Origin of the sequence: Thermococcus indicus, assembly GCF_006274605.1 — an archaeon.
In the GTDB taxonomy this organism is placed as follows: domain Archaea; phylum Methanobacteriota_B; class Thermococci; order Thermococcales; family Thermococcaceae; genus Thermococcus; species Thermococcus indicus.
This window is the reverse complement of the sequence record NZ_CP040846.1, coordinates 933,463-955,169: the sequence shown is the minus strand read 5'-3', so window position 1 is coordinate 955,169 and position 21,707 is coordinate 933,463. Positions and strand designations below refer to the sequence as shown.

20 protein-coding genes and 2 pseudogenes are annotated in these 21,707 nt (G+C 56.1%); 15 read left to right on the top strand and 7 right to left on the bottom strand.

Annotated elements, in window-relative coordinates:
- The first annotated feature begins 12 nt into the window (after window positions 1–12).
- On the top strand, window positions 13–1,371 hold the full coding sequence (locus tag FH039_RS05160) for an RNA-guided endonuclease InsQ/TnpB family protein (RefSeq protein WP_240703284.1): 1,359 nt from the start codon (window positions 13–15) through the stop codon (window positions 1,369–1,371).
- Window positions 1,368–2,042, top strand: a pseudogene (locus FH039_RS05155) (cation:proton antiporter); the annotation flags it as partial. The gene FH039_RS05160 and the pseudogene FH039_RS05155, both read left to right, overlap by 4 nt.
- Before the next feature lie 12 nt (window positions 2,043–2,054).
- Here FH039_RS05155 and FH039_RS05150 read toward each other — a convergent pair.
- Window positions 2,055–2,525 (bottom strand): hypothetical protein, encoded by a 471-nt coding sequence (locus FH039_RS05150; protein WP_139681661.1) that lies wholly within the window; start codon window positions 2,523–2,525, stop codon window positions 2,055–2,057.
- 75 nt (window positions 2,526–2,600) lie between these two features.
- Between FH039_RS05150 and FH039_RS05145 the strand changes: the two genes are divergently transcribed.
- The 10 genes from FH039_RS05145 to FH039_RS05100 all read left to right on the top strand — a co-directional run bounded on the left by FH039_RS05145 (window position 2,601) and on the right by FH039_RS05100 (window position 14,158).
- A complete protein-coding gene (locus tag FH039_RS05145; RefSeq protein WP_139680462.1) occupies window positions 2,601–4,322 on the top strand; it encodes a chloride channel protein in 1,722 nt (573 codons plus the stop codon).
- A 9-nt stretch (window positions 4,323–4,331) separates the two neighbouring features.
- Window positions 4,332–5,594 (top strand): TIGR00375 family protein, encoded by a 1,263-nt coding sequence (locus tag FH039_RS05140; protein WP_139680461.1) that lies wholly within the window; start codon window positions 4,332–4,334, stop codon window positions 5,592–5,594.
- Complete coding sequence (locus tag FH039_RS05135) at window positions 5,591–6,559, top strand: thiamine-phosphate kinase (protein WP_139680460.1); 969 nt, start codon at window positions 5,591–5,593, stop codon at window positions 6,557–6,559. Before FH039_RS05140 ends, FH039_RS05135 begins: the two co-directional genes overlap by 4 nt.
- A gap of 40 nt (window positions 6,560–6,599) precedes the next feature.
- Window positions 6,600–7,481, top strand: coding sequence for a lysylphosphatidylglycerol synthase transmembrane domain-containing protein (locus FH039_RS05130; RefSeq protein WP_139681660.1), 882 nt, complete (start codon window positions 6,600–6,602; stop codon window positions 7,479–7,481).
- Window positions 7,457–8,680, top strand: a complete 1,224-nt coding sequence (locus FH039_RS05125; RefSeq protein ID WP_139680459.1) for a glycosyltransferase family 4 protein — start codon at window positions 7,457–7,459, stop codon at window positions 8,678–8,680. The genes FH039_RS05130 and FH039_RS05125 overlap by 25 nt, the downstream gene beginning before the upstream one ends.
- Window positions 8,680–9,402 (top strand): polysaccharide deacetylase family protein, encoded by a 723-nt coding sequence (locus FH039_RS05120; RefSeq protein ID WP_139681659.1) that lies wholly within the window; start codon window positions 8,680–8,682, stop codon window positions 9,400–9,402. The genes FH039_RS05125 and FH039_RS05120 overlap by 1 nt, the downstream gene beginning before the upstream one ends.
- A 24-nt stretch (window positions 9,403–9,426) precedes the next feature.
- Window positions 9,427–10,476 (top strand): AmmeMemoRadiSam system radical SAM enzyme, encoded by a 1,050-nt coding sequence (gene amrS, locus FH039_RS05115; protein WP_139680458.1) that lies wholly within the window; start codon window positions 9,427–9,429, stop codon window positions 10,474–10,476.
- A gap of 2 nt (window positions 10,477–10,478) precedes the next feature.
- Window positions 10,479–11,309 (top strand): hypothetical protein, encoded by an 831-nt coding sequence (locus tag FH039_RS05110; protein ID WP_139680457.1) that lies wholly within the window; start codon window positions 10,479–10,481, stop codon window positions 11,307–11,309.
- Between the two features lie 201 nt (window positions 11,310–11,510).
- Window positions 11,511–13,325 (top strand): S-layer protein, encoded by a 1,815-nt coding sequence (locus tag FH039_RS05105; protein ID WP_139680456.1) that lies wholly within the window; start codon window positions 11,511–11,513, stop codon window positions 13,323–13,325.
- A gap of 50 nt (window positions 13,326–13,375) precedes the next feature.
- The gene (locus tag FH039_RS05100; RefSeq protein WP_139680455.1) at window positions 13,376–14,158 is read left to right on the top strand and encodes a hypothetical protein; all 783 of its coding nucleotides are present in this window, start codon (window positions 13,376–13,378) and stop codon (window positions 14,156–14,158) included.
- Here the strand turns inward: FH039_RS05100 and FH039_RS05095 are convergent.
- Window positions 14,145–15,893: a radical SAM protein gene (locus tag FH039_RS05095; protein WP_139680454.1), complete on the bottom strand. Its 1,749-nt coding sequence runs from the start codon at window positions 15,891–15,893 to the stop codon at window positions 14,145–14,147. The two genes, FH039_RS05100 and FH039_RS05095, sit on opposite strands and share 14 nt — an antisense overlap.
- A 60-nt stretch (window positions 15,894–15,953) precedes the next feature.
- On the opposite strand from FH039_RS05095, the gene FH039_RS05090 reads away from it, so the two are divergent.
- Window positions 15,954–16,475, top strand: coding sequence for a ferritin-like domain-containing protein (locus FH039_RS05090; protein WP_139680453.1), 522 nt, complete (start codon window positions 15,954–15,956; stop codon window positions 16,473–16,475).
- On the opposite strand, the gene rsmA is transcribed toward FH039_RS05090, so the two are convergent.
- From rsmA to FH039_RS05065, 5 genes and pseudogenes are all read right to left on the bottom strand, one after another.
- A complete protein-coding gene (rsmA, locus tag FH039_RS05085) occupies window positions 16,459–17,289 on the bottom strand; it encodes a 16S rRNA (adenine(1518)-N(6)/adenine(1519)-N(6))-dimethyltransferase RsmA (RefSeq protein WP_139680452.1) in 831 nt (276 codons plus the stop codon). The genes FH039_RS05090 and rsmA overlap by 17 nt on opposite strands.
- Entirely contained in the window at window positions 17,286–17,906 is a 621-nt protein-coding gene (locus tag FH039_RS05080) for a DUF655 domain-containing protein (RefSeq protein ID WP_058939164.1), read from the bottom strand. Before FH039_RS05080 ends, rsmA begins: the two co-directional genes overlap by 4 nt.
- A gap of 69 nt (window positions 17,907–17,975) precedes the next feature.
- Window positions 17,976–18,343: pseudogene (locus tag FH039_RS05075) on the bottom strand (RNA polymerase Rpb4 family protein).
- 2 nt (window positions 18,344–18,345) lie between these two features.
- Window positions 18,346–18,642: a 50S ribosomal protein L21e gene (locus FH039_RS05070; protein WP_139680451.1), complete on the bottom strand. Its 297-nt coding sequence runs from the start codon at window positions 18,640–18,642 to the stop codon at window positions 18,346–18,348.
- Between the two features lie 136 nt (window positions 18,643–18,778).
- Window positions 18,779–19,939, bottom strand: coding sequence for a tRNA pseudouridine(54/55) synthase Pus10 (locus FH039_RS05065; RefSeq protein WP_139680450.1), 1,161 nt, complete (start codon window positions 19,937–19,939; stop codon window positions 18,779–18,781).
- Window positions 19,940–19,984: 45 nt separating this feature from the next.
- On the opposite strand from FH039_RS05065, the gene FH039_RS05060 reads away from it, so the two are divergent.
- Window positions 19,985–20,278 (top strand): transcriptional regulator, encoded by a 294-nt coding sequence (locus tag FH039_RS05060; protein ID WP_139680449.1) that lies wholly within the window; start codon window positions 19,985–19,987, stop codon window positions 20,276–20,278.
- A 105-nt stretch (window positions 20,279–20,383) separates the two neighbouring features.
- Window positions 20,384–21,703, top strand: a complete 1,320-nt coding sequence (gene gatD, locus FH039_RS05055; protein ID WP_139680448.1) for a Glu-tRNA(Gln) amidotransferase subunit GatD — start codon at window positions 20,384–20,386, stop codon at window positions 21,701–21,703.
- Window positions 21,704–21,707 lie beyond the last annotated feature (4 nt).

Genomic DNA, 21,707 nt, shown 5'->3' with positions numbered 1-21,707 from the left:
CTATACTTTGGAATGAAAAGGAGCGTAACGGTAAAACTCCAACCAAGCAAAGAACAAGAGAAAGTACTCTTTGAGTTAGCCGACCTTGGAGCCAAAGTCTGGAACAGAATAAACTACCTGAGGAGACAACAATTCTTCCAAGGGCAAATCGTGGACTTCAACTCAACAGAGAAGACCGTTTATAAGGAGTTTAAGAGAGAAATCGGTTCAGCCACAGTCCAGCAAATAGCCAGAAAAAACGCGGAAGCCTGGCGTTCCTTCTTCTCCCTCCTTCGAAAAAAGCGAAATGGAGAACTTCCTGACTGGCTCAAGCCAAAACCACCGAACTACTTGAAGGAAGACAGGAAGAGAAAACTCGTAATCGTCCTGAGAAACGACCAGTACAAGATTGACGGGAATAAGCTTATTCTAAAAGGTCTTGGGAAGTTCGGACGCCTTGAAATTCAATTCAAGGGCAGAATACACTTAAAGGGCAAGCAAGGGCGGTTAGAAATAACTTACGACTCCATAAAGAGGAAGTGGTATGCTCACTTAAGCCTCGCAGTTGAGGAAAAACTCGAAGGTGAGGAATGGATTAAACTCCCAAGAACACCACGGGGAAATCTCTCAGCGGGAATTGACCTTGGAGTAAACAATCTCATGGCCGTTTACGTTGAAAACGGAAAAAGCCTCCTCGTGAACGGGAGGCCGGTAAAGAGCATTGACTTTTACTGGCGGAAGAAGATTGCAGAGTATCAGTCCAAACTCAACAAGAGTGGGGCTAACACGAGTAGAAAACTCAGGAAAATGCACAATAAAGCGAAACTTCAGGCAAAACACTACATCAATACCGCCATTAGACAGACTGTTAAGAAACTCTACGATTTGGGAGTTAGCAGAATTGTCGTTGGCTATCCGAAAGGCATAACCAGAAACTCTGATAAGGGCAGTAAACAGAATTTCCTCCTCTCTCACGTCTGGCGGTTCAATTACGTGATTAAACGCTTGACTGAGGTTGCGGAAGAGTATGGTATTTGTGTTGTGGTTGTGAATGAGGCCTTCACGTCTAAGCTTTGCCCCGTTTGCGGGAAGCCCCACGAGGGGGCTCGCTTCATTCGTGGATTATTTAAGTGTCCCGCAACGGGGCTTATCTTCAATGCTGACTTGGTTGGAGCTTTTAATATTTTGAAGAAGGCTCTCAAAACCATAACCCCGAACTTGAGCGGTCTTTACGCTCAGAGGAGGGGTAACTGGCCTGAGACCGGGCCGGAGGGGTTCGAAGAACCCTTTTCAAGGGTTGCCCTGATGAGAACCCCCAAACCTCCCCGCCAGTTGGGTAGGGGGTTCCTCGCTGGAACCCTCGCCCTTCAGGGCGGAGAGGAGGTCAGATAAAATTCGCCGAGAGGCTTCACGTGGAGAAGGGAATCCTCGGAGTGGTTCTCGGAATGATGTTCCTCTTCGCGGCTTTGGCTGAAGGTTGGTTCGCGGCTGCGATAGAGGGTGCGTTCATGATGGGCCTCGTCCTCTCGAAACTCCCCGAAGGAAAGCGCCTCATGGAGGACGTGAGGGCCATCGGCTACGGCCTGCTGATACCCTTCTTCTTCGTCCACGCGGGAGCGATGCTCAACCTGACCGTCTTCCAAAACGCCAACGCCCTTATCCTCGCGGCGGTTCTTACCACCGTTGCCGTCTTCGGAAAAGTGGCGGGAAGGGGACTGGGAGCGTGGATAACCGCCTGGGGCCGCGGAAGGGATTTCCTCTTCACAAAGGAGAACCTCCGTATGTCGCTCCAGATGGGTATTGGTTCCGTGCCAAGAACTGAAGTTGCTCTCGTTGACCTTATGGTGGCAATACACGGGGGAGCGATAAGCCCCGAGCATGCCCCCGAGTTCATAGCGGCGACGCTGATATTCATAACTGTCTCGGTGCTGATAACCCCGCCGCTGCTCAAATGGGCGTTCAAGGAGGAGATAGAGACAACGAGGGCGCAGAAGGCCAGCGCAAAGGTTGAGAGGATAGAGAGCACGAAGAAGAGGATAAAAGAGCTGAAGGGCTCCGGGTGAGCCCTCCTTTTCTCAGCCGAAGAAAGCCCCCATGGCGCTCATTTCCTCCTCGCTCATTGACTTTATTTTGAACTCGGGCATCTCGGGGAGCAGTTTCTCGTATTCCTCCTTTGTTATCTCCTCGGCCTCTCCGTTCCTGACGCGGTAAAAGATACCGTACTCGGGGTCGCGGTACGCAACGAGGAACTCCTCGACCTCAATATCGCCGAAGTCCACAAAGATAACGTTTCCGCCCGTGTAGGGGCGCCTGCACTTGAAGGGGAAGCTTGAGGAGTTGAGCATCGCATCGCCGAGGGCCTGGTTGGCCTTCTCTCCGTTTATCTCGGTCCAGAACTTTCTGCCCTCAAAGTCACCCTCAACGACGATGAGAAACCTCTTCCCGTCCAGCTCGGCCAGGGGGGCACCTTTCTCGGCCAGTATCTTGAAAAGCTCGCCTATACTCTCGGCGTTTCTAAGGGAAGCAACAAATCCTTCAACTTTCATAGTTTCCACCGGTGGGAGTTCGGGAAGGTGGTATAAAAGCTTAAGCTTTTTATTTGGGACACCAACCCCCATTTGATGACCTCCGGAGACGGGGCGTACCTCAGGAAGTGGGGCATCGTAATGGTGTTCTCCATACTGGCCGGCCTAGTGGGAGGTGTAGGGGCCGTCGTTTTCAGGGTGTTCATAGGATTCGTTCACAGGTTCTTCTTTGAATGGCTTCTCCCGAACGTTTCTTATAACGTCGGGAGCTTTAATATCGGATACATCCTCCTCCCCACGCTCGGCGCGTTCATCGTTGCGTTCTTCGTAATCAAATGCCCCGAAATCAAGGGAAACGGCATCCCCGAGGTCATAGAGGCGGTCATATTCAAGGGGGGCAACATCCCCGGAAAGTTCGCGGTTCTGAAGACGATAGCCACCGCGATAACCATAGGCTCCGGTGGCAGCGTGGGGCGTGAGGGGCCGATAGGGTTCATCGGAGCTTCCCTGACCTCCATTCTGGCGCGCTGGTTCAACCTATCGAGGGAGATGAAAAAGCTCCTCGTAACATGTGGCCTGGCGGCGGGCATAGCCGGAACCTTCAACACCCCGCTCGCGGGGGCAATGTTCGCCCTGGAGGTTGTCTACATGGGGGCTTTCTCGATAAACCTCGTGCCCATATTCATCGCCGCCGTCACCGGCAACGCCCTGACGCTCGCCGTTCTCAAGGGGGCGGTGGAGATAGAGGTTCCCGGAGAGATCGGCCATACACTGCCAGAGCTCCCCCTGTTCTTTCTCCTTGGCCTGGGCCTCGGCCTTCTGGCGGCGTTCTACGCCCGCTTCCTCTACCGCGTGGTTGACGGATTTTCGAAGGCCAACGTGCCCGAAATCATAAAACCCGTGATGGGCGGTTTTGGGGTCGGAGTTCTGGGGATGCTGTTCCCGGCCTACGGTATATTCGGAATAGGCTACGAGGGGATGAAGATGGCCTTCTACGGGGAGCTGGCGGTAGAGCTGCTCATAATTCTCGGACTGGTTAAGATGCTGGCAACGGCCCTGACGATAGGATCCGGCCAGAGCGGCGGCGTCTTCGCCCCGAGCCTCTACATAGGAACGATGTTCGGAGCTGCCTTTGGGGAGGTCGTGAGACTCCTCTTCCCGGGTCTCGGTGCCAATCCTGCCGTTTATGCTCTAGCGGGAATGGCGGCCTTCTTCAGCGGAATGACTCAAGCACCGCTGACCCAGATACTAATGGTGACCGAACTAACGAGAAGCTACGCGGTTCTCCCTGCGGTGATGACCTCCGCGACCATAGGCTTCCTTACCGCGAGATTCTTCCTCAACGGGGAGTCCATCTACACCCTCAAGCTCATCAGAAAGGGCTACCGCGTCAAGACCGGAAAGCCCGTAATCCTGGAAACGATATCCGTAGGCGAGATAATGACCCGCGAGCCGGTCTATGTGACCGAGAACAGGACTCTCTTTGACGTGGAGCACCTGATAGGTGAAACCGGACACGACTGCTTCCCCGTGGTCAACGAGAAAATGGAAGTGGTTGGTATAATCGGAATAAAGGACATTCTAAAAAAGCCGTCGGGTGTAAAGCGGCTTCCGGTGAAGCGATTCATCCGCCGGCCCTACGGAGTAACTTATCCAACGGAAACTGCGGAGGATGCCTTCGAGAAGCTCATGGCCCACGACCAGAACCTCCTGCCCGTCCTGGAAAGCCCCGAGAGCAGGAGGCTCGTCGGGGTGGTCACCAAAAGGGACATATACCGCGCCTACTACCGCGGTCTGGAGGGAATGTATATAGAATGAGGTGGTTTCATGCATGTTGATGCCGACCTTCACATACACTCGCGCTACTCAAAGGCCGTCTCGAAGGCCATGACTATTCCCAATCTCGCCGAGAACGCAAGGTTCAAGGGTCTCGGGGTAGTCGGAACCGGCGATATACTCAACCCGAAGTGGGAGGAGGAGCTGCTGAGGTACACCGAAAAGGTGGACGAGGGGACCTACGAGAGGAACGGGATTCGCTTCCTCCTCACGGCCGAGGTGGAAGACAACCGGCGCGTTCACCACGTCCTAATCTTTCCGAGCATCTCCACCGTCCGGGAGATGAGGGAGGAGCTGAGGAAGTACTCGGGGGACATCGAGGCCGAAGGAAGGCCGAGGGTTAACCTTCCGGCAGCGGAGATAGCAGACCTCGCCAACGAACTCGGCGTTCTAATAGGCCCAGCGCACGCCTTCACCCCCTGGACGAGTCTCTACAAGGAGTACGACAGCTTAAAGGAGGCCTACCAAGGGGCAAAAATTCAGTTCCTCGAGCTGGGCCTCTCGGCGGATTCGGAGATGGCCGACAGGATAAAGGCCCACCACTCCCTAACCTACCTCAGCAACAGCGATGCCCATTCCCCGATGCCCCACCGGCTCGGAAGGGAGTTCAACCGCTTCGAGGTCAAAGATGCCACCTTCGAGGAGATCCGGAAGGCGATTCTAAGGAAAGGGGGCAGGAAAATCGTTCTCAACGCCGGCCTCGACCCGAGGCTGGGCAAGTACCATTTAACCGCCTGTTCCCGCTGTTACACCCACTACTCCCCCGGCGAGGCGAGGGCCTTCAAATGGAAGTGCCCGAAGTGCGGCGGCCGGATAAAGAAGGGCGTTCACGACAGGATCCTCGAGCTGGCTGACACTGAGGAGAGGCCGAAGGACAGGCCGCCTTACCTCCGTTTAGCCCCACTCGCGGAGATAATAGCGATGGTAATCGGCAGGGGAGTGGAGACAAAGGCGGTAAGGCTAATCTGGGAGCGCTTTTTGAGGGAGTTCGGGAGCGAGATAAGGGTTCTCGTCGATGTGCCGCTGGAAAACCTGGCTGAAGTCCACGAGGAAGTTGCCAAAGCGGTGTGGGCCTACAGGGAGGGCAAGCTGATAGTTATTCCCGGCGGCGGAGGAAAGTACGGCGAGATAAAGCTCCCCGAGGAAATAAGGAAGGCGAGCGTTGAGGAGCTTGAGAGCGTTGAGGTTTCCGTCCCGGAGGAGGAAAGGCCGAGGCAGAGGAGCATAACCGAGTTTCTGGAGGTGAAACGTTGAGGGAATCCGAGATAATCTCCCTCTTCCTCAGGCACCTCAAGAGGCAGGGGGGCCTGCCCCTGGGCGACGATGCAGGGGCAATCAAGCTCGGCGACGAATGGCTTGTGGCAACGAACGACATGCTGGTCAGAAAGACCGACGTGCCGGAGGTAATGACGCCCGAACAGGTCGGCTTCAAGGCCGTCACAATGAACGTGAGCGACGTCGCGGCTATGGGAGCAAAGCCTGTAGGCTTCCTCTTCTCCCTCGGCGTTCCTGAGAATTTGAGCGGGGAGTACCTCGAAGGAATAGCCAAGGGCATCGGTGAGGCCATCGAGTTCTACGGGGTCCCCGTTCTCAGCGCCGACACGAACGAGGCGGACGATTTGATAATAGACGGAATCGCCCTTGGGAGGACCAAGAGACTCCTCACGAGGAGCGGGGCGAGGCCAGGGGATTTGGTCTGCGTTACGGGGGACCTTGGAAGAGCTTTGGCTGGACTCCTCGTATGGAAGCATGGTCTCGACGTGCCTGAAAAGATAAGGGAACCCCTCTATGAGAAGCTCCTCGAACCGAGGGCCAGAGTAGAGGAGGGAACCAAACTGAGCAAGCTTGCGAACGCGGCCATCGATGTGAGTGACGGCCCGAGCAAGGAGCTGCACCTCCTGGCCAGGATGAGCGGCGTGAGAATAGAGGTCGAGGCTCAAAAACTGCCAGTTCGGGAGGAGGCTAGGGAAGTAGCGAAGGCCCTGGGACTGGACCCGATTGAGATGGCCCTCGCGAGCGGGGAGGAGTTCGAGCTGATCTTCACCATTCCCGAAAACCTGCTGGAGGAACTCCCCATACGATGCACCGTCATCGGAAGGGTTCTTGAAGGGGCCGGGGTTTACATTACCACCGATGGAAAAAGAAGGGAGATGCCTGTTCTCGGCTGGGAACACCTTAACAGAGGGGTAAAAGGGACGTATAGAGAGATGTTCCGATAACGTTTTAAAATCCTGGGCCGACTTAGGGTAGGTCATGACTATGCTGGAGAGTATCGCAACGTCGGCGCAGCAGTATTTTTCAGTGGTCGTTAGCGCGTCCCTCAAGTACCTCATCTTAGCCTTTCTAACGTACTACGTGAGCGTCGTTCTCTACGGCATCCGCTGGAAGCTGGTTCTGAGGGGTGTCGGCAGGGATGCACCCCTCCATGAGCTCGTCAAGGCCATACTCGCCTCGATTTTCATGAACAACGTCACCCCAATGAGCAGGAGCGGCGGGGAACTGCTCAGGATGGCGTGGGTTTCCAAAAAGGCCAACATTCCGGCCGGTGTCTCGGCGGTCAGCATAGTCTACGAGCGCATACTGGAGACGATTCCGGTCTTTGCCCTGTTCCTCGCAGGGATGACCTACTTCTCATCGGGGGAACCCCTTCCCTTCGTGATCCTCGGCATAGCTGGGGTAATCCTGATATGGATTAAGTGGGACGCCTTCGTGAGGCTCTCGCTCCACCTGTTCCGCACCCCTGTGACGGATGAGGAGATGAGGAAGATAACCGCACTCCGGAGCATGCACGGTCTTAACATGGCTGCGGTCCTGCTCAGCTCCGCAGTCTGGCTCCTCGACGTCGTCAGGCTGAAGCTCATAGCTCTAGCTTTCGGTCTCAACCTGGCATGGAGCTTCATAGCGGTGGTTTCAGTGGCCAATCTCCTCTTCGGCCTCGTAGCCTTCACCCCGGGAGGTGTGGGTATAATCGAGGGTGGCCTTGTGGGGACGCTCACATACTTCGGAATCCCCATGGCGCTCGCGGTTTCGATAACCCTCCTGGAGCGCTTTGTATCGTACGTTGCCAGCAGCTTAGTGGGGCTAGCGGTTCTCCTGACGTCCGGAGGGGTTGAAATATGGAAAGCCTTAAAATCGCAATAGCAAGCGACTGGTTCTACCCCAAAATCGGGGGAATAGAATCACACATCGATGAACTCGCCCGCAACCTCGTTCTCACCGGGCACGAGCCCTACGTCCTGACCCATGACTACAGGTACATGAAACCCTACGTTGATAATTTCCCCTACCACGTTGTCAGGTTTCCCGCGACCCTCTACTTCCGCAAATACCACTCCAGCGTTGGATTTTCGCAGTTCTGGAAGATAAACGAGTTCTACAAGAGAGAGGGGTTTGACATAACCCACGTCCACAGCATATATTCACCCCTGGCCGTTGCCGTGTCAAAGATATCGAGGGGAATCAGGGACGTCCCTGTCGCAGCCACCAACCACTCCTTCTACGGCAAGCCACCCCTGGACTTTTTAATCGGCCCATTCATCAGACATCACCTTAAACGAATAGACACCTTCGTGGCCGTCAGCACTCCCGTCGCCGAGGATACCAGAAACCTGCTGGGAAAGGAGCTCAACGGGCGTCCGGTCGTCGTGGTTCCCAACGGAATAGACGTTAAAAAATGGCGTCCCCCCGAGCCCGAGGAGAGGGAGAGGGCCAGAAGGGACATCGGGGTGAGGGACGAGATAGTCGTGCTCTACCTCGGAAGGATGACCGAGCGCAAGCAGGCCCACAGGATACCGGTGATGATGAGGGAGGCGCTGAAACGGAGCGGAATTCCGAAAAGCAAGGTAAAGCTCATAATGGTGGGAAACGGCCCCATGCGCCCCCTGCTGGAGAGAAACCTCAGGGAAACCGACATCGGGGAGATAACCGAACTGTACGACTTCATGGAGAGGGGAAGACTTCTCCCGCTGTACTGGGCGGCGGACCTGGTTCTCATGCCCGGCATCCTTGAGGCATTTCCCGTCGTGGGACTTGAGGCGATGGCGACTGGTAATCCCGTCATCGGCCGGAACGAGAGCGGGCTGTCGGATATGGTAGTCCACGGTACCACCGGCCTTCTGGCGGTCAGCGAGGAGGGAATGGCCGAGAACCTCGCGAGGGTCTTTGAGGAGCCTGAACTTTTGGTAGAGATGGGAGTGCGCGCGAGAGAAAGGGCCGAAAGGGAGTTCTCGTGGGAGGTCGTGCTCAAGAGACTCCTCCGGGTTTACAGAATGACGATTGAGGTGGGCTCGGAGGTAGACAGGCTGTACCTCACCTACAAGCTGATGAGGAGGCTGGGATGATGCTCGTCTCAATAACGTTTGACGTCGAACACGACTGCCCGCCGTACCTGGTGACGACGCGGGGCATGGAGGAGGGGCTCCCGAAGCTGCTGGATTTGATGGCTGAGAAGAAGGTAAAGGCGACGTTCTTCTTCACCGCGGAGATGGCGAAGCGCTTCCCCGAGCTGGTCAGGCGTGTAATCGACGAGGGCCACGAGCTTGGAAGCCACAACTACAACCACGAGCGGCTGGATAAGCTCACCAAGAAGGAGGGCGAGAGGGCCATCGTGAAGTCCCTGAAGGTGCTGAGGGAGTTTGGGGAGGTCGTCTCGTTCCGCGCGCCCAATCTGCAGTTTCCGGATTACTATTATGATATACTGGAAAGAAACGGCATACTGGTGGACTCTTCGAAGGCGACCTACAAGGGCTACCGGGGGGGCGTGAGGTTTTTCGGTGATGTTCTTGAAGTCCCAGCATCTACCACGAGCTCGGTCATAAGACTACCTTGGAGGGCGCAGAAGCTCATCCATGCCCGCCTGAAGGAGCCCCGCGTTTACTTCGCCCACCCATGGGAGTTCGTTCCCATGCAGAAAGAAAAAATCCGGTGGGACTGCAGGTTCAACACAGGAGACAAGGCCGTTGAACTGCTCGGAAGGCTTATAGATCACTACAAGAGCCAGAACGCAAAGTTCCTGACGATGCGTGAGTACTATGAAATGTACCAAAAACTTAAACGGGAGTGAACCTACTACAATGCGGTGAGAAGCATGCGTGAAGCTACCTACTGGGAGCCGCTAGAGGGCGGAAGAGTAAGGTGCAGACTGTGCCCCCTCAACTGCATAATAAACGAGGGAAAGCGCGGCTCCTGCAGGATTAGAAAGAACATCGGTGGTAAGCTCTACACCCTCAACTACGGCAAGGTCTCGGCGATAGGGGCCGACCCGGTGGAGAAGAAGCCTCTCTTCCACTTCTGGCCCGGTTCGTGCGCCCTCTCAATAAGCACCGTCGGCTGCAACATGCATTGCAAGCACTGCCAGAACTGGGAGATAAGCCAGGCCGACGAGAACTTCCCCTACCTCCACGACGCGAGCCCGGAGGGGATAGTTGCCCTGGCGAGAAAATACGACTGCGAGAGCATAGCCTACACCTACAACGAGCCAATAATCTGGTATGAGCTCGTGCTCGAAACGGCGAAGCTCGCCAGGAAGGAGGGAATATACAACCTCCTGATAACCAACGGCTACATAAACGAGGAGCCGTTCAGGGAGCTGGCACCGTACATAGACGCAATGAACATCGACATCAAGGCGTTCGATGACGCCTTCTACATGAAGATAGCCGGCGTTCCGGGCGGCGAGCCGAGCAGGAGAACCGCGGAGATAGCCAAAAAGGAGTTCGGAATCCACGTCGAGCTGACATATCTCATAATATCAAGGCTCAACGACAAAGAGGAGGAGATCAGAACCTTCGCCAGATGGGTGGTCGAGAACCTCGGGGACGACACGCCGGTTCATTTCTCCCGCTTCTTCCCGCACTACAAGATGACCCACCTCCCTCCAACGCCGGTCGAAACGGTTGAAATGGCCCACCGCGTTGCCCGGGAGGAGGGGTTGAAATTCATCTACGTCGGTAACATACCCGGGCACGATGGAGAGAACACCTACTGCCCCAAGTGCGGCAAACCTTTAATAGTCCGCTGGGGATTCAAAATCACCGAGTACAACCTGACCGACGATGGGAAGTGTAAGTACTGCGGCGAACCGATTCCCGTGGTGGGGGCATACCAAAAAAAGCGATATGACAGGACGTGGTGGTGAAATTGGAGACGATTGAGGTTATTTTCTACATCGAAGGCCTGGGAAGCGATAAGAAAGTTTTAGAAAGGGCTATGGAGGAGACCGCGGAACGGCTGAAGGCTGAAAAATCCATCAGGGTTCATGACGTGAGGGTGGAAGAGATAATCGAAGACCCCAACAACGACACGTTGCCGTACTCCGGAATGATAGAGGCAAGGATCTCAGGACCCCTCAATGCGGTGTTCAATACCGCGGTGCGCTACGCACCGGCCGCCGTGGAGGTTGTATCCCCTCCAAAGATTGAAGTGGACGCAAAGGGACTCATGGAACTACTTGGAGGGCTTTCCTACGCCATGGGGCAGCTCATAGACAAATTTGGTCCACTGGCGGCCTATCCTTCCCTGGAAGAGTTTCCCGAGCCCCAGATAGGGTACAGCAGGGAGGAGATTGAAGAGTTCATTGTGGAGGATAGAAAAATCCTCTACCGCTTTGTCGTGGAGGTCTTTGGGGACGACGAGGAAACAGTCACCAGGAATTTTGCAAAGGCCCTCGCGTATGAGGGATGCACCATAAACAAACTCGTTCCTAAAGTCCAGAGCGAAGACGAGAACGGAAGGAAGTACATACTAATCGCGGCGGAGCTTCTGTCCACGTTTGAGAATCTAATCCAGCTGACCGCCAAATATTCTCCCGTGGCGATAGCGATACTGGAACCCGAAGTGGTGGACATAACCGCTCCGGAACTCCAGGGTGCACTGGCGGACGTGGCGGGTTTTGTCTACGAGCTCACAATGCGCCCCCTGAAAAAGCGCATCCTCGAAAAAAAGAACACCGAGTTCAGACTAAATCCATGAGATATTATCGTCAAAAGGCGAAAAGCTTATAGTCATTTAATTAAGCTCCCTTTCATTTTTACGGCAATGAGCGAGCTTTTTTTAAGCATAGAAAGGGTCTGAAAGCGAAAAGTATATATACCCCTAAAGGGGAGAAACTCAGTGACAACACATGTTAGACCATTCCAGGGCGTAAGCCCAAAGTCAGGGAGGTGTTGTGAAATGAAAGTGAAGAAGATCGCGGCGCTCGCCGTTGGTGCCGCTATGGTTGGAGCAACCATCGGCCTCGCCACCGCTCAGCCGACCGTCCCGGAAATACCGAAGGACTTCTTCGTTAAAGACGGACAGCCGAACGTTAAAATCGTCGTTGGAAGCCAGGGTGCTGCTCTTGACGTTTCAAGCGCCGCTGACATAGCTGTCGCTCTCGGTACCATGCTCTACACCACCGAGGACGTTAAGGTTAAGGACGCCAGCGTCGTCGTCAAGAAGGACACCGCCTACGACCCGGACGACATCCCGGTGTTCGACAACACTTACACCGGCGAGTACAGGGACGGAGAGGACCTCCAGGACCAGGCCTACTGGTGGAACGGCAGCTTCGACGACGATGACAACCCGATATTCAGCGAGACCTTCGACGACTCCGTCTGGTCAGGTGGAGTCTTTGACGGGGGCTGGAAGGTTACCGTCTACGATGCCATCGAGTGGAAGAACGTCAAGAACAACTACTGGACGGACCCGAACGATAAGAAGCACACTGCCGATGACGTCATGCTCCACTACACCGTTAACATCGGTAAGGTCACCCTCAAGCAGCTCAACGACGACCCGACCGAGTACACCGACATCGACGACTTCAAGGACTTCACCCTCATAGTGGACAACGTCGTCGCCAACGTGACCTTTGCCCTCAACGCCTACGAGAAGCCCCTCTGGGACCCGGTCCTCGGTGAGACTGGAACCACCTACACCGTCAGCGACACCAAGCCGAAAGGATACAGCGAATATGAGAGCGGTGTCATCAAGGGCGTTGAGGTTGGGGACACCATCGACCTCTTCGGCAAGACCGTCAAGGTCCTCGACATTGGAAGTGACTCAATAGAGTACGGTAACGACTGGGGCGAGACCTACATCGACGCCGGCAAGGCCAAGACCTTCGGCGACTACACCATAAAGGTCCTCGACATCGACGTCAACCAGGAGAAGGCGTTCCTCGAGGTCTCCGGCCCGGACGGAAGCGAAATGATCACCCTCAACACCGATGACCACCCAACGGAGGAGCTCTTTGACGGGGGCATAAGGGTCACCCTCACTGACACCTTCATCGGTATCGGCGGAACTTCCAGCGTCAAGGTTGCAGTTCAGACCGACATCAGCTACATAAAGGATGGTAAGGAGTACATACCCGGATGGATCGCCCGCCTTGGCATCAGTGATGGCAAGCTCAACTGGTTCGCCCTCGAGAACAAGGATGAGCTTGAGGGTAAGGAGGTCAAGCTCTTCAACACCTACGTCATGGACTACAAGGCCGACATAATGAAGAAGAAGAACCCGGACGACGACAGGACCTACGCCGCCATGGAGGCATGGGTCGTCATCGACCCGCTCAAGCCCGACTACACCACCGAGACCCTCAAGCCGGGCGACGAGCTCGAGGGATGGACCATCGACGAGATAACCGCCACCGCCGACCCGGCCCAGGCCGCCGTCGTCAGCAAGATAACCACCCCGATAACCGTCCTCGACACCGAGGTCATGGAGCAGGGCCTCGACAAGGTTGACAGCAACCTCATCCTCATCGGCGGTCCGGTCGTCAACAGCGTCACCGCCGCCCTCGCCGAGAAGCTCGAGGTCCCGAGTGACTACGACGGCTGGAAGGAGGAGTACGGCACCGGTGCCGACAGCGGCGTTGTCAAGTACGTCGCCGAGTGCGGCGACATCAACGGCTACGGCGTCGTCCTTGTCGCCGGTACCGACAGGGAGGGCACCGCTGCCGCCGCCAAGGCCCTTATGGAGTACCTCGCTGGCCTCAGCTGAAGGCCTTTTCTTCTTCCTTTACTTCCCAACACTTCTAGGAGGTTTCCAGAGTGTCAAGGAAGTTCTTGGTCGCGCTCCTTCTGGCAGTCCTGATTCTCTCGCCCATCGGCTACCTGCTGTATGGATACTCCAAATACGATGTCTCAGTAAACCCGGACAAACCCGCTCCGGAGCACACATACATAGTACTCAGGTTCCCAAGCGGCCAGTACGCTGTTTTCACGCTTCCCCAGTACGTCAATCTAACAATGCGCGGATTCAGAATACCCAAGGGAACAAAGGGCTACGCCATCAACGTTACGGGGTATATAACGGGCATACCCGAAGTCGATGTAAACATGACGATGAACGCGCCCTACCAGCGCTTCACAATCGTGCTTGGAGACCCCAGCGTCAAGGTCTGCTCCTCCAATCCTGAGGAGTTTACGGGAAGCTGCTCAGACCGCACCGCGGCAGTGGCTGAGATGAGTGCCTTCACTGCCACACTGTTTAAACGGTACTACTACGTTGAGGCCCTGAAGAACGGGATGGACGAGGCCAGCGCAAGAGGGTACGCATACGAAGAGACCATGAAGCGCCACGACACCAGGTACCTCTCCTTCATGACAAAGACCTCCCTCGGGCTGGGGAGGATAGGCAACAAAGACCACCTGGCGGTTGTGCTGCTGGGTCCGGCGGAAGGGGCCGAGGTGAACAGGGTCATCGTTCCCAGACCCGGGCTGATAGTCCTCGAAGGCAAATCCGACGGCGCGCTCCGTGCGGAAGTGGTGTTAATCGAAAAAATCATGCAGTTTAAGTGGCCCACCGAGAACCAGACCACTACTTCAGGGTGATTACATCCCCAAGGGTTTTCCTTTTCTCTTCCCCCACCACCCGGAAGAATTCATCCTTGCTCCCGAAAGGCCTCTCCGCCAGTACTCTCACCACGGTTTTCTTCCCAATCCCCGGCAGGTACTGAAGAACCCTGGGGCTCTCGCGGTTGACGTTTATCGGGACGGGAACTCCCGTGATGCTCCGGTAGCCATGTCCAACTATCAGGACGTCGTAGAACCTGTTCAGGGGCACCTCCTTGGGCATGCCCACGATCAGGGGATAGCTCCCTATCTGCCTGCCGTAGGTCAGGCCGTTCTCAAGGACCTCCGCGCGGACATCGCGGAGGATGGTTCCCACGGGAACAACGCGCCTGAGCATCGGGAGGTCTATCTCGTGCCTTATCTTGTATTTGTAGTGCTGGATGAGCTTCTTGTGCTTCTCGGTCCTGACCCTATCCCGCATGTGCCACAGTGGAGTTCCCGGGAAGACGACCACCTGCCTGATGTTTATCCTGCGGACCATCAGCCCATCGTCCAGGAGCCTCTTGAAAAACTGGAAAGTCAGCTCGTAGCTCTTCTTCCTCTCCCCAGGAAGGCCAAAAATCACGTTTATCCCGGGCAGGAGCCACGGCATGCCGTTGGGGCCCCTCTTTGCCCCCACCTCGTTGAGTATCCTCACCGCCTCGTAGGTCTCCTCGGCGGTGGCGTTCAGGTTGTTGAGCTTCGCCACCTTCGGGTCGGCGCTCTCGAGCCCGAAGGCAACGACGTTTCCGGGGGTCCCGTACTTTATTAGCGCCTTGGCTATCCTAACGCTTTCCTCCGGGTAGTTGGCTATGACGGCGGGGTTCGCGTTGTCCACGTGGAGGGTCTTAAGTCCGGGCGCGACGGAGCGAATACCCCGGAAAAGCTTCTCCAGAGCCTCTGGATTAGGTATCGGGACCCTTCCGTCCGGTCTGGCCATGTACGAGAAGATGCAGCTCTGTCTGCCGACCCTGAAGTGCCTCACCCCCAGGGTGTAAAGGGCCTCGACCTCCGCAACGACATCCTCGATGGGCCTGTCCTCGACGTTTCTGTAGCGAACCGGCTCGGTGCAGAAGGAGCAGCCGCCTATGCCCATCGCCTTGGGACAGCCACGCTGGGTTTCTATCTCAGCTATCACGAAGTCGGGAAAGTCGGGGAACTGCCCCACCACCTCCGCCCCGAGCAGTGCGTAGTCCCTCAGCTCCCCGTAGGTTCTGAAGCGGAGGGGGTCGGCATCGGACGGATTCACGAGGTAATCGTGCAGAAACGCCTCGAGGTCGCCGTAGACGATGTGGTCAAAGACGGACTGGGCAAGGAGAAGCTCGCGGGAGGTTATCCTCGTCCCGCCGGCGTGGGCGGAGCCCATGAACGCCGGGCCGCCGAGGATTTTAACCCCTTGAAACGGCCGGAGGAACCTCGCGACCTCCTCGACCTGGGACGGGACGGCTGAGAGGTACTTACCGGGGGTGTGCAGGCCACCTATGTACACGATAACGTCCGCCCTCTCGAGTATCTCACGGGTTCGGGGGAAGTTTGGGGTCTTGTTCTTAGTGGCCACTCCCCTTTCGCCCTCGAAGGTGGCCCTCAGGTCATCTATGGTCAGGTAGAAAACCCTGGCGTCCCTTCGAGCCTTTTTTATGGCGCCGTAAGCATAGCGAGGGTATATCCCCAGATACGGTGGAACACCGAGTCCCGCGGGCTCGTCAGTGTAGCCGTCGATGATGGCAACTATCATGCTGGCATGTTTGCGAGACATGTTTAAAAATGTAGGCGTTGACATATCTGGGGGATCTGTATGAGGGAGTTCTCTAACAATGAGAAAAGAGAACTGAAGGAGATAATCGGACGACTGAGTAACCTGGACGAAAGAAGCGTTCTGTCCTACTGGATATCGGCCGAGATAGACGAGGCCGAAATGTACAACAGACTCGCCAACATTGCCGAGGAATACAGCTGGGATGAGAGGATACCCATCATCTTCAGAAAGCTGGCAGAGGAAAGCCTGAACCATGCAGAGATACTAATGGCAGAGTACAAACGTCGCTATCGCGGGGCGGAGCTGGTGAGCGTTGATGTACCTGGAATAGAGACAGGACTTGGACTCAGAGAACTGGAGGAACACCTCCGGAACGGCCGCATCGGGGAGGTCCTTGAGGTGCTGATGGAAAACGAGAGGATGGCGAGAGACGTGTACTCATACCTATCGGAGAACTCAGATGAAGGCACCAGGGAGATTTTCAGGAACCTCGCGAGGATTGAGGAGGGCCATTACCAGAAGCTTGCCCGGCTCAGGGAAGAACTCATTCGGAGGACCTAATCAGGTGGTTCTCCAGAAGGTACAGCTCAATATCAATGACATCCAGCGGACTCAGCTGAAAGACCCTCTTCCCGGCGTGGGGCACTGCGCCGAGAAGGCCACGAACCCGTTTGAAATCTTCCTTACTCAGCCCCAGCATGTGATGCGACTTTTTAAGGGCCGCCAGGACGGTGCTTCTCCTGTGCTGAAAGAGGGCCCTAACCAGATCCTCGTTCAGTTCAATGCGCTCGTCCCTTGGTTTGGGCTCAAGAACGATGACCGCGGAGTCCACTTTGGGTTTCGGCCAGAAGGCGCCCCTGCCAATGCGCTCCACGAGCTCGGCGTGAGCCTTCGCCCGAACCATCAGCGACAGGCGGGAGTAGTTCCTATCCCCCGGCTCCGCCACCATCCTCCGGGCAAATTCCAGCTGGTAGATAAGAACGGCCCTCTCGAAATCATACCTCAGAAAGCGGAAGGTTATGGGGGACGAAATCTGGTAGGGCAGGTTGGAGACTATCTTGTTGAACGCGGGGAACTCAACCTTCAGGGCATCTCCCTCGATTATTTCAACGTTGGGCCAGTCGTATTCGGCCCTCAAAATCTCCACGAGGCGGGAATCCTTTTCAATGGCGTACACCTTACCCGCGTGCCGGCTCAGGGCATCGGTGAGAACTCCAAGACCCGGACCAACTTCGAGGACGATATCATTCTCATTGAGTTCCGCCCGTTCAACGTTGCGCTCGATTATATCCGGCACTACCAGAAAGTTCTGTCCAAGGTCAGAATTTGCCTTAAGGTTGTATTTTGAAATTAGAGAAAAGAGGCGCTCCCTCATACCCTGAATATCCTCCTTGAGCCAACGAAAAGGCGGTAGCGGTCCTTGCCCTCGATCTCGTCAACGACACGCTTCGCCAGCATCTTTGCCGGCTCTGGAAGCCCCTTGACACGGTGGCGCAGGTCCTCAAAGTCCTTGAACGGCTCCTTCTTGCGCTCGTCGAGTATCTCCCACATGTGCTTCTTGCCGATGCCGGGCAGGAGTTCGAGGCTGTGGAGCCTGTTGGTTATAGGGGGGGCCATGTTGAAGAACTTGACGAAGTGCTCCTCGTTGTTTTTGATTATCTCCTCAACCACGTACGGAAGCTCGGCCTTGGCGGTGGCGGTGAGGTCATCAAAGTGAATCTTCTTGTTGATCATGAGTATCTTGTCCCTCTGTCCCTTGCCTATGAAGACCCTCTCGTAGAGCATGAGGTCCTCCTTCGGGGCAACCTCGAGCAGCGTGAAAGCCTTTTCACCTATAACCTGAGCAACGGGCTTGCCGGTTCTCCTTCCGGTCTTTAAATCGGTGTAGCCCTCGGGCAGATAGTCCAGCACGTAGGCGTACTCCTCATACTCAACATTCCGCCTCTTCTTGTCGAGGCTTTCCCTGTAAGAGTGTCTCCGGTACCTATCCATTGTCTCTCCCCCAGAAATTATACCCGTCCGGAGTTTTTATACTTTGTCTAAGAGAAAAGGAAAGGAGGGTCACTCCTCGGGACGGTAGTCGTTGAGGAGCCTTATTATTTCCTCGGCCTCCCCCTGGTGGGCATGTAGTCCTCCTTGGCGAAGAGGACGCGGATGTCGAAGTAGTCCTCCGGCATGAAGTCGACGAGCTTCACGGCTATCCTCTCGTCTATCCACTCAAAGAGGCCGAGGAGCTTCTCCTTCAGCTCGGCGACCTGCTCGGGCTTGAGCTTGGCAAAGCGCTCGGCGTGCTCGAGGCTAACCCTGGCCTCGTAAAACATGGGCTCCTCCGGGTTCTCCACCATGCCCTCAGCCTTGCGCCTCTCGAGGAGCTCCTTGGTCTCGGATATCGTGAGGTAGCGCTCCTCGAGCTTCTTCCTCCCTATCATGCTCATCCCTTCTGAGCCCTGAGGTGAACCGGGTGGATGAAGAAGGTCTTGACCTTGCCACCATCCTTAACCTGGACGACGTAGGCATCGCCGCGCTTACCGACAACGGTTCCCGTCCTTCCGTGGAACCTCGGGTCCGGCATGCCCCTGTGGTAGCTCGGCTCGATAACTATGTGGACCTTCTGTCCGGTCTCAAACTCCTGGAGGAACCTGGTGAGGGGCGGGAGACCTCTCCTCCTCGGCTTCTTGCTGAGCTTGCCGCGGGTCTTCCTTCTGAAGCTGTGTGCTTTCTTAACCATTCCAATCACCTCGCAGGGTTTTACTCATCGCGCAACAGACGCAAAGGCACTTCTCAGAGTTTCACGCCTCTTCGGCGTATCGACTAAGCCTGTTATGGCTCCGCTATCCAATCGGCGGGAACCGTTTATAAAGTTTTCACTCATCAAGAATGTTCATGACGTCGAGCCTCTTGCACCAGGCAGGTTTTCCGAGCAGGTCGCTCACCGAGGGCTTCGTGCGCCCCTTATCGCCGGATATGAGCTCCTTGATGTACAGACCTCCGTCGGTGACGAGGCGGAGCTCGAAGTGCTTCCCATCGAGCCACCTTGCTTTCGCCTCGTGAACCCTCCGGACGCGGACTTTATCGGCCCTCACATTCCTCACGCGCCAGGGGGTTCTCTGGTGAATTTCAAGTCCTTTGAGCTTTCTGGCAACATCCTCGGCCTCCTCGGGGGTTACCCCATCCTCGACCAGAACCAGCGCGAGGTATTCTTTGCGGTGACTCCATGTGAGGACCTCTTCGGCCTCTTTCGGTGAAACGAAGCGCAGGTTCAGAACCTCAACCTTTCCGCTTGCGTTTATCTCCTTCGCCATCGCGTCGAGGTCTAGCTTCCGTTTTTTCGGCCGCTTTACCTCAACGATAAATGGCCTGCCGTTTCCAAGCATGCGGACGTCAACGTCCTCCCTTCCTGCCCCCTTGAAGACGCACTTCCCACCGCTCGCCCTGGAGAACGCCCTGCAGATGATCGAGGCAACGCTCTCATCAAAGTCAGGGAGGGGCGTCTGGGGAATTCCCCGCACGAGCTTCCTGTAGCGGCCGTAAATGTAGAGGGGGTTTATCTGGAGTTCGATTCTACCGGAATACGGCTCGACGATGAAAACCACGTCGGGGTTCTTCGCTGTGTCTTTTCCCGTCGCCTTCCCAAAGGCCTTGCCGAGCTCGCGGTTGAACTCGCGGTTTATTGGTTCAGCAGTCTCTATCCCAAACTCCTCCCAGAGGGCTTTCTCGTTCTCCTTGACCTCCTCGGGGAAGCGGGAGCCGACGAGGAAAGTCTCGAACTCGACGCCAGCCGCGGCCTCCTCCATCCTTCCGGTGAGTTCGGGAATCCTTTCGAAAACGTTACCGCACAGCTCACACGTTTCGGGCCTTTCAACCGGGGGCAAGCCCTCGGCGGAGCGCTCCATGTTGAGGACGAACCTTATCGCCTTCCCGCGCTCCTCGTTGGTGCCCTTCCCAAGCCCCGCGAACAGTCTGCCCAGACAGTGGTCGCATAGTTCGTGAGATTCAAGAACCTTCGCAGCCTTTTCGGTTATCATGCTCTCACCCTAAGATTTATATCCCGCGGCTCAAAGCTTCTCGCGATGATGACTCGCAGGCAGAGAATAATAAAGCTTTTGGAGGAGCGGGACTACTCACCGAGCGAGCTGGCACTGGCCCTTGAGCTCCGCGGCTGGGGTGCAAAGAAAACCGTGCTGGAGGACCTGAAGGCCATCCAGAAGACCCTCAAGCGCGAGGGAAAGGTGCTCCTCATAAAGCCCGCGGAGTGCAGGAAGTGCGGCTTCGTCTTCCGGCAGGAGATAAACGTCCCCTCCCGCTGCCCAAGGTGCCGGTCGGAGTGGATAGAGGAACCCAGGTTTAAGATTGAGGCCAGATAGTTGTCATTTCGACAAAGCTTGCCGATAATTGTGGCCGGTTTTTGTCACCTGTCCAGCCCGAAGGTTTATATTGGGTTTGTATCAGCTTAGGGCGGAGGGAGAGTTATGCGGAAAGTTGAGAGGTTTATGAAGGAGAAAGGCCTCGAAGTCGGAGATCACGTCCGGATAATCGAAAAGGAGAACGGAAACACGAGCGTCTATGAGGGCGTTGTCATGAACCCCTACGAGCTGTCCAGCGGCGAAACCCTCACGCTGAAGCTCGACAACGGGTACAACGTTGGAATCCTCGTGGATCAAATCCTGGAGGTCGAGGTGATCGAGAAGGCCGCCCCCAGGGAGGAGCTGAAGTTCGAGGAGGTCTTCCCCAAGAAGCCAGGCCTTCCAAGCGTCGCGATAATAGGAACCGGCGGAACCATAGCGAGCAGGATTGACTACAAGACGGGCGCTGTTCACGCGGCCTTCACCGCCGAGGAGCTCGCCAAAGCCGTCCCCGAGATATTCGAGGTAGCGAACATAACGCCGAAGCTGCTCTTCAACATAATGAGTGAGGACATGCGCCCGGAGTACTGGGTTAAGATAGCCCACGAGGTAGCCGGAATGCTGAACAACGGCGAGGATGGAGTTGTCATCGCCCACGGAACGGACACGATGGCCTACACCGCCTCGGCGCTCAGCTTCATGCTCCGCGATCTCGGAAAGCCGGTCATCCTCGTAGGTTCCCAGAGGAGCTCCGACAGGCCGAGCAGCGACGCGGCGATGAACCTCATCTGCTCCGTCCGGATGGCGACCGCCGACTTCGGTGAGGTGGCCATCGTCATGCACGGCGAGACCAGCGACACCTACTGCCTCGCCCACCGCGGGACCAAGGCCAGGAAGATGCACACGAGCAGGAGGGACGCGTTCAGGAGCATAAACGACGTCCCAATCGCCAGGATATGGGGCGACGGAAAGGTAGAATTCATGAGAAACGACTACCGCAGGAGAACCGAGAGCGAGGTCTGGGTGGACGACGAGATGGAGGAGAAGGTGGCCATCATCAAGGCCTTCCCGGGAATCCAGCCGGAGATAATAGATTTCTTCGTTGACAGAGGGTACAAAGGGCTGGTCATCGAAGGAACGGGTCTCGGCCACGTGCCCACCTACGTCATCGATTCGATAAAGCGCGCTACAGAGGAAGGCGTCGCCGTCTGCATGACGAGCCAGTGCCTCTACGGCAGGGTGAACCTCAACGTGTATTCCACCGGAAGGAGGCTCCTAAAGGCAGGTGTCATACCGTGCGAGGACATGCTCCCAGAGACGGCATACGTCAAGCTCATGTGGGTTCTCGGCCACACCAACGACCCGAAGGAAGTGCGTGAGATGATGCTCACGAACTACGCCGGAGAGATAACGCCGTACACGAGGTTTGACACGTTCCTGAGGTGATGAT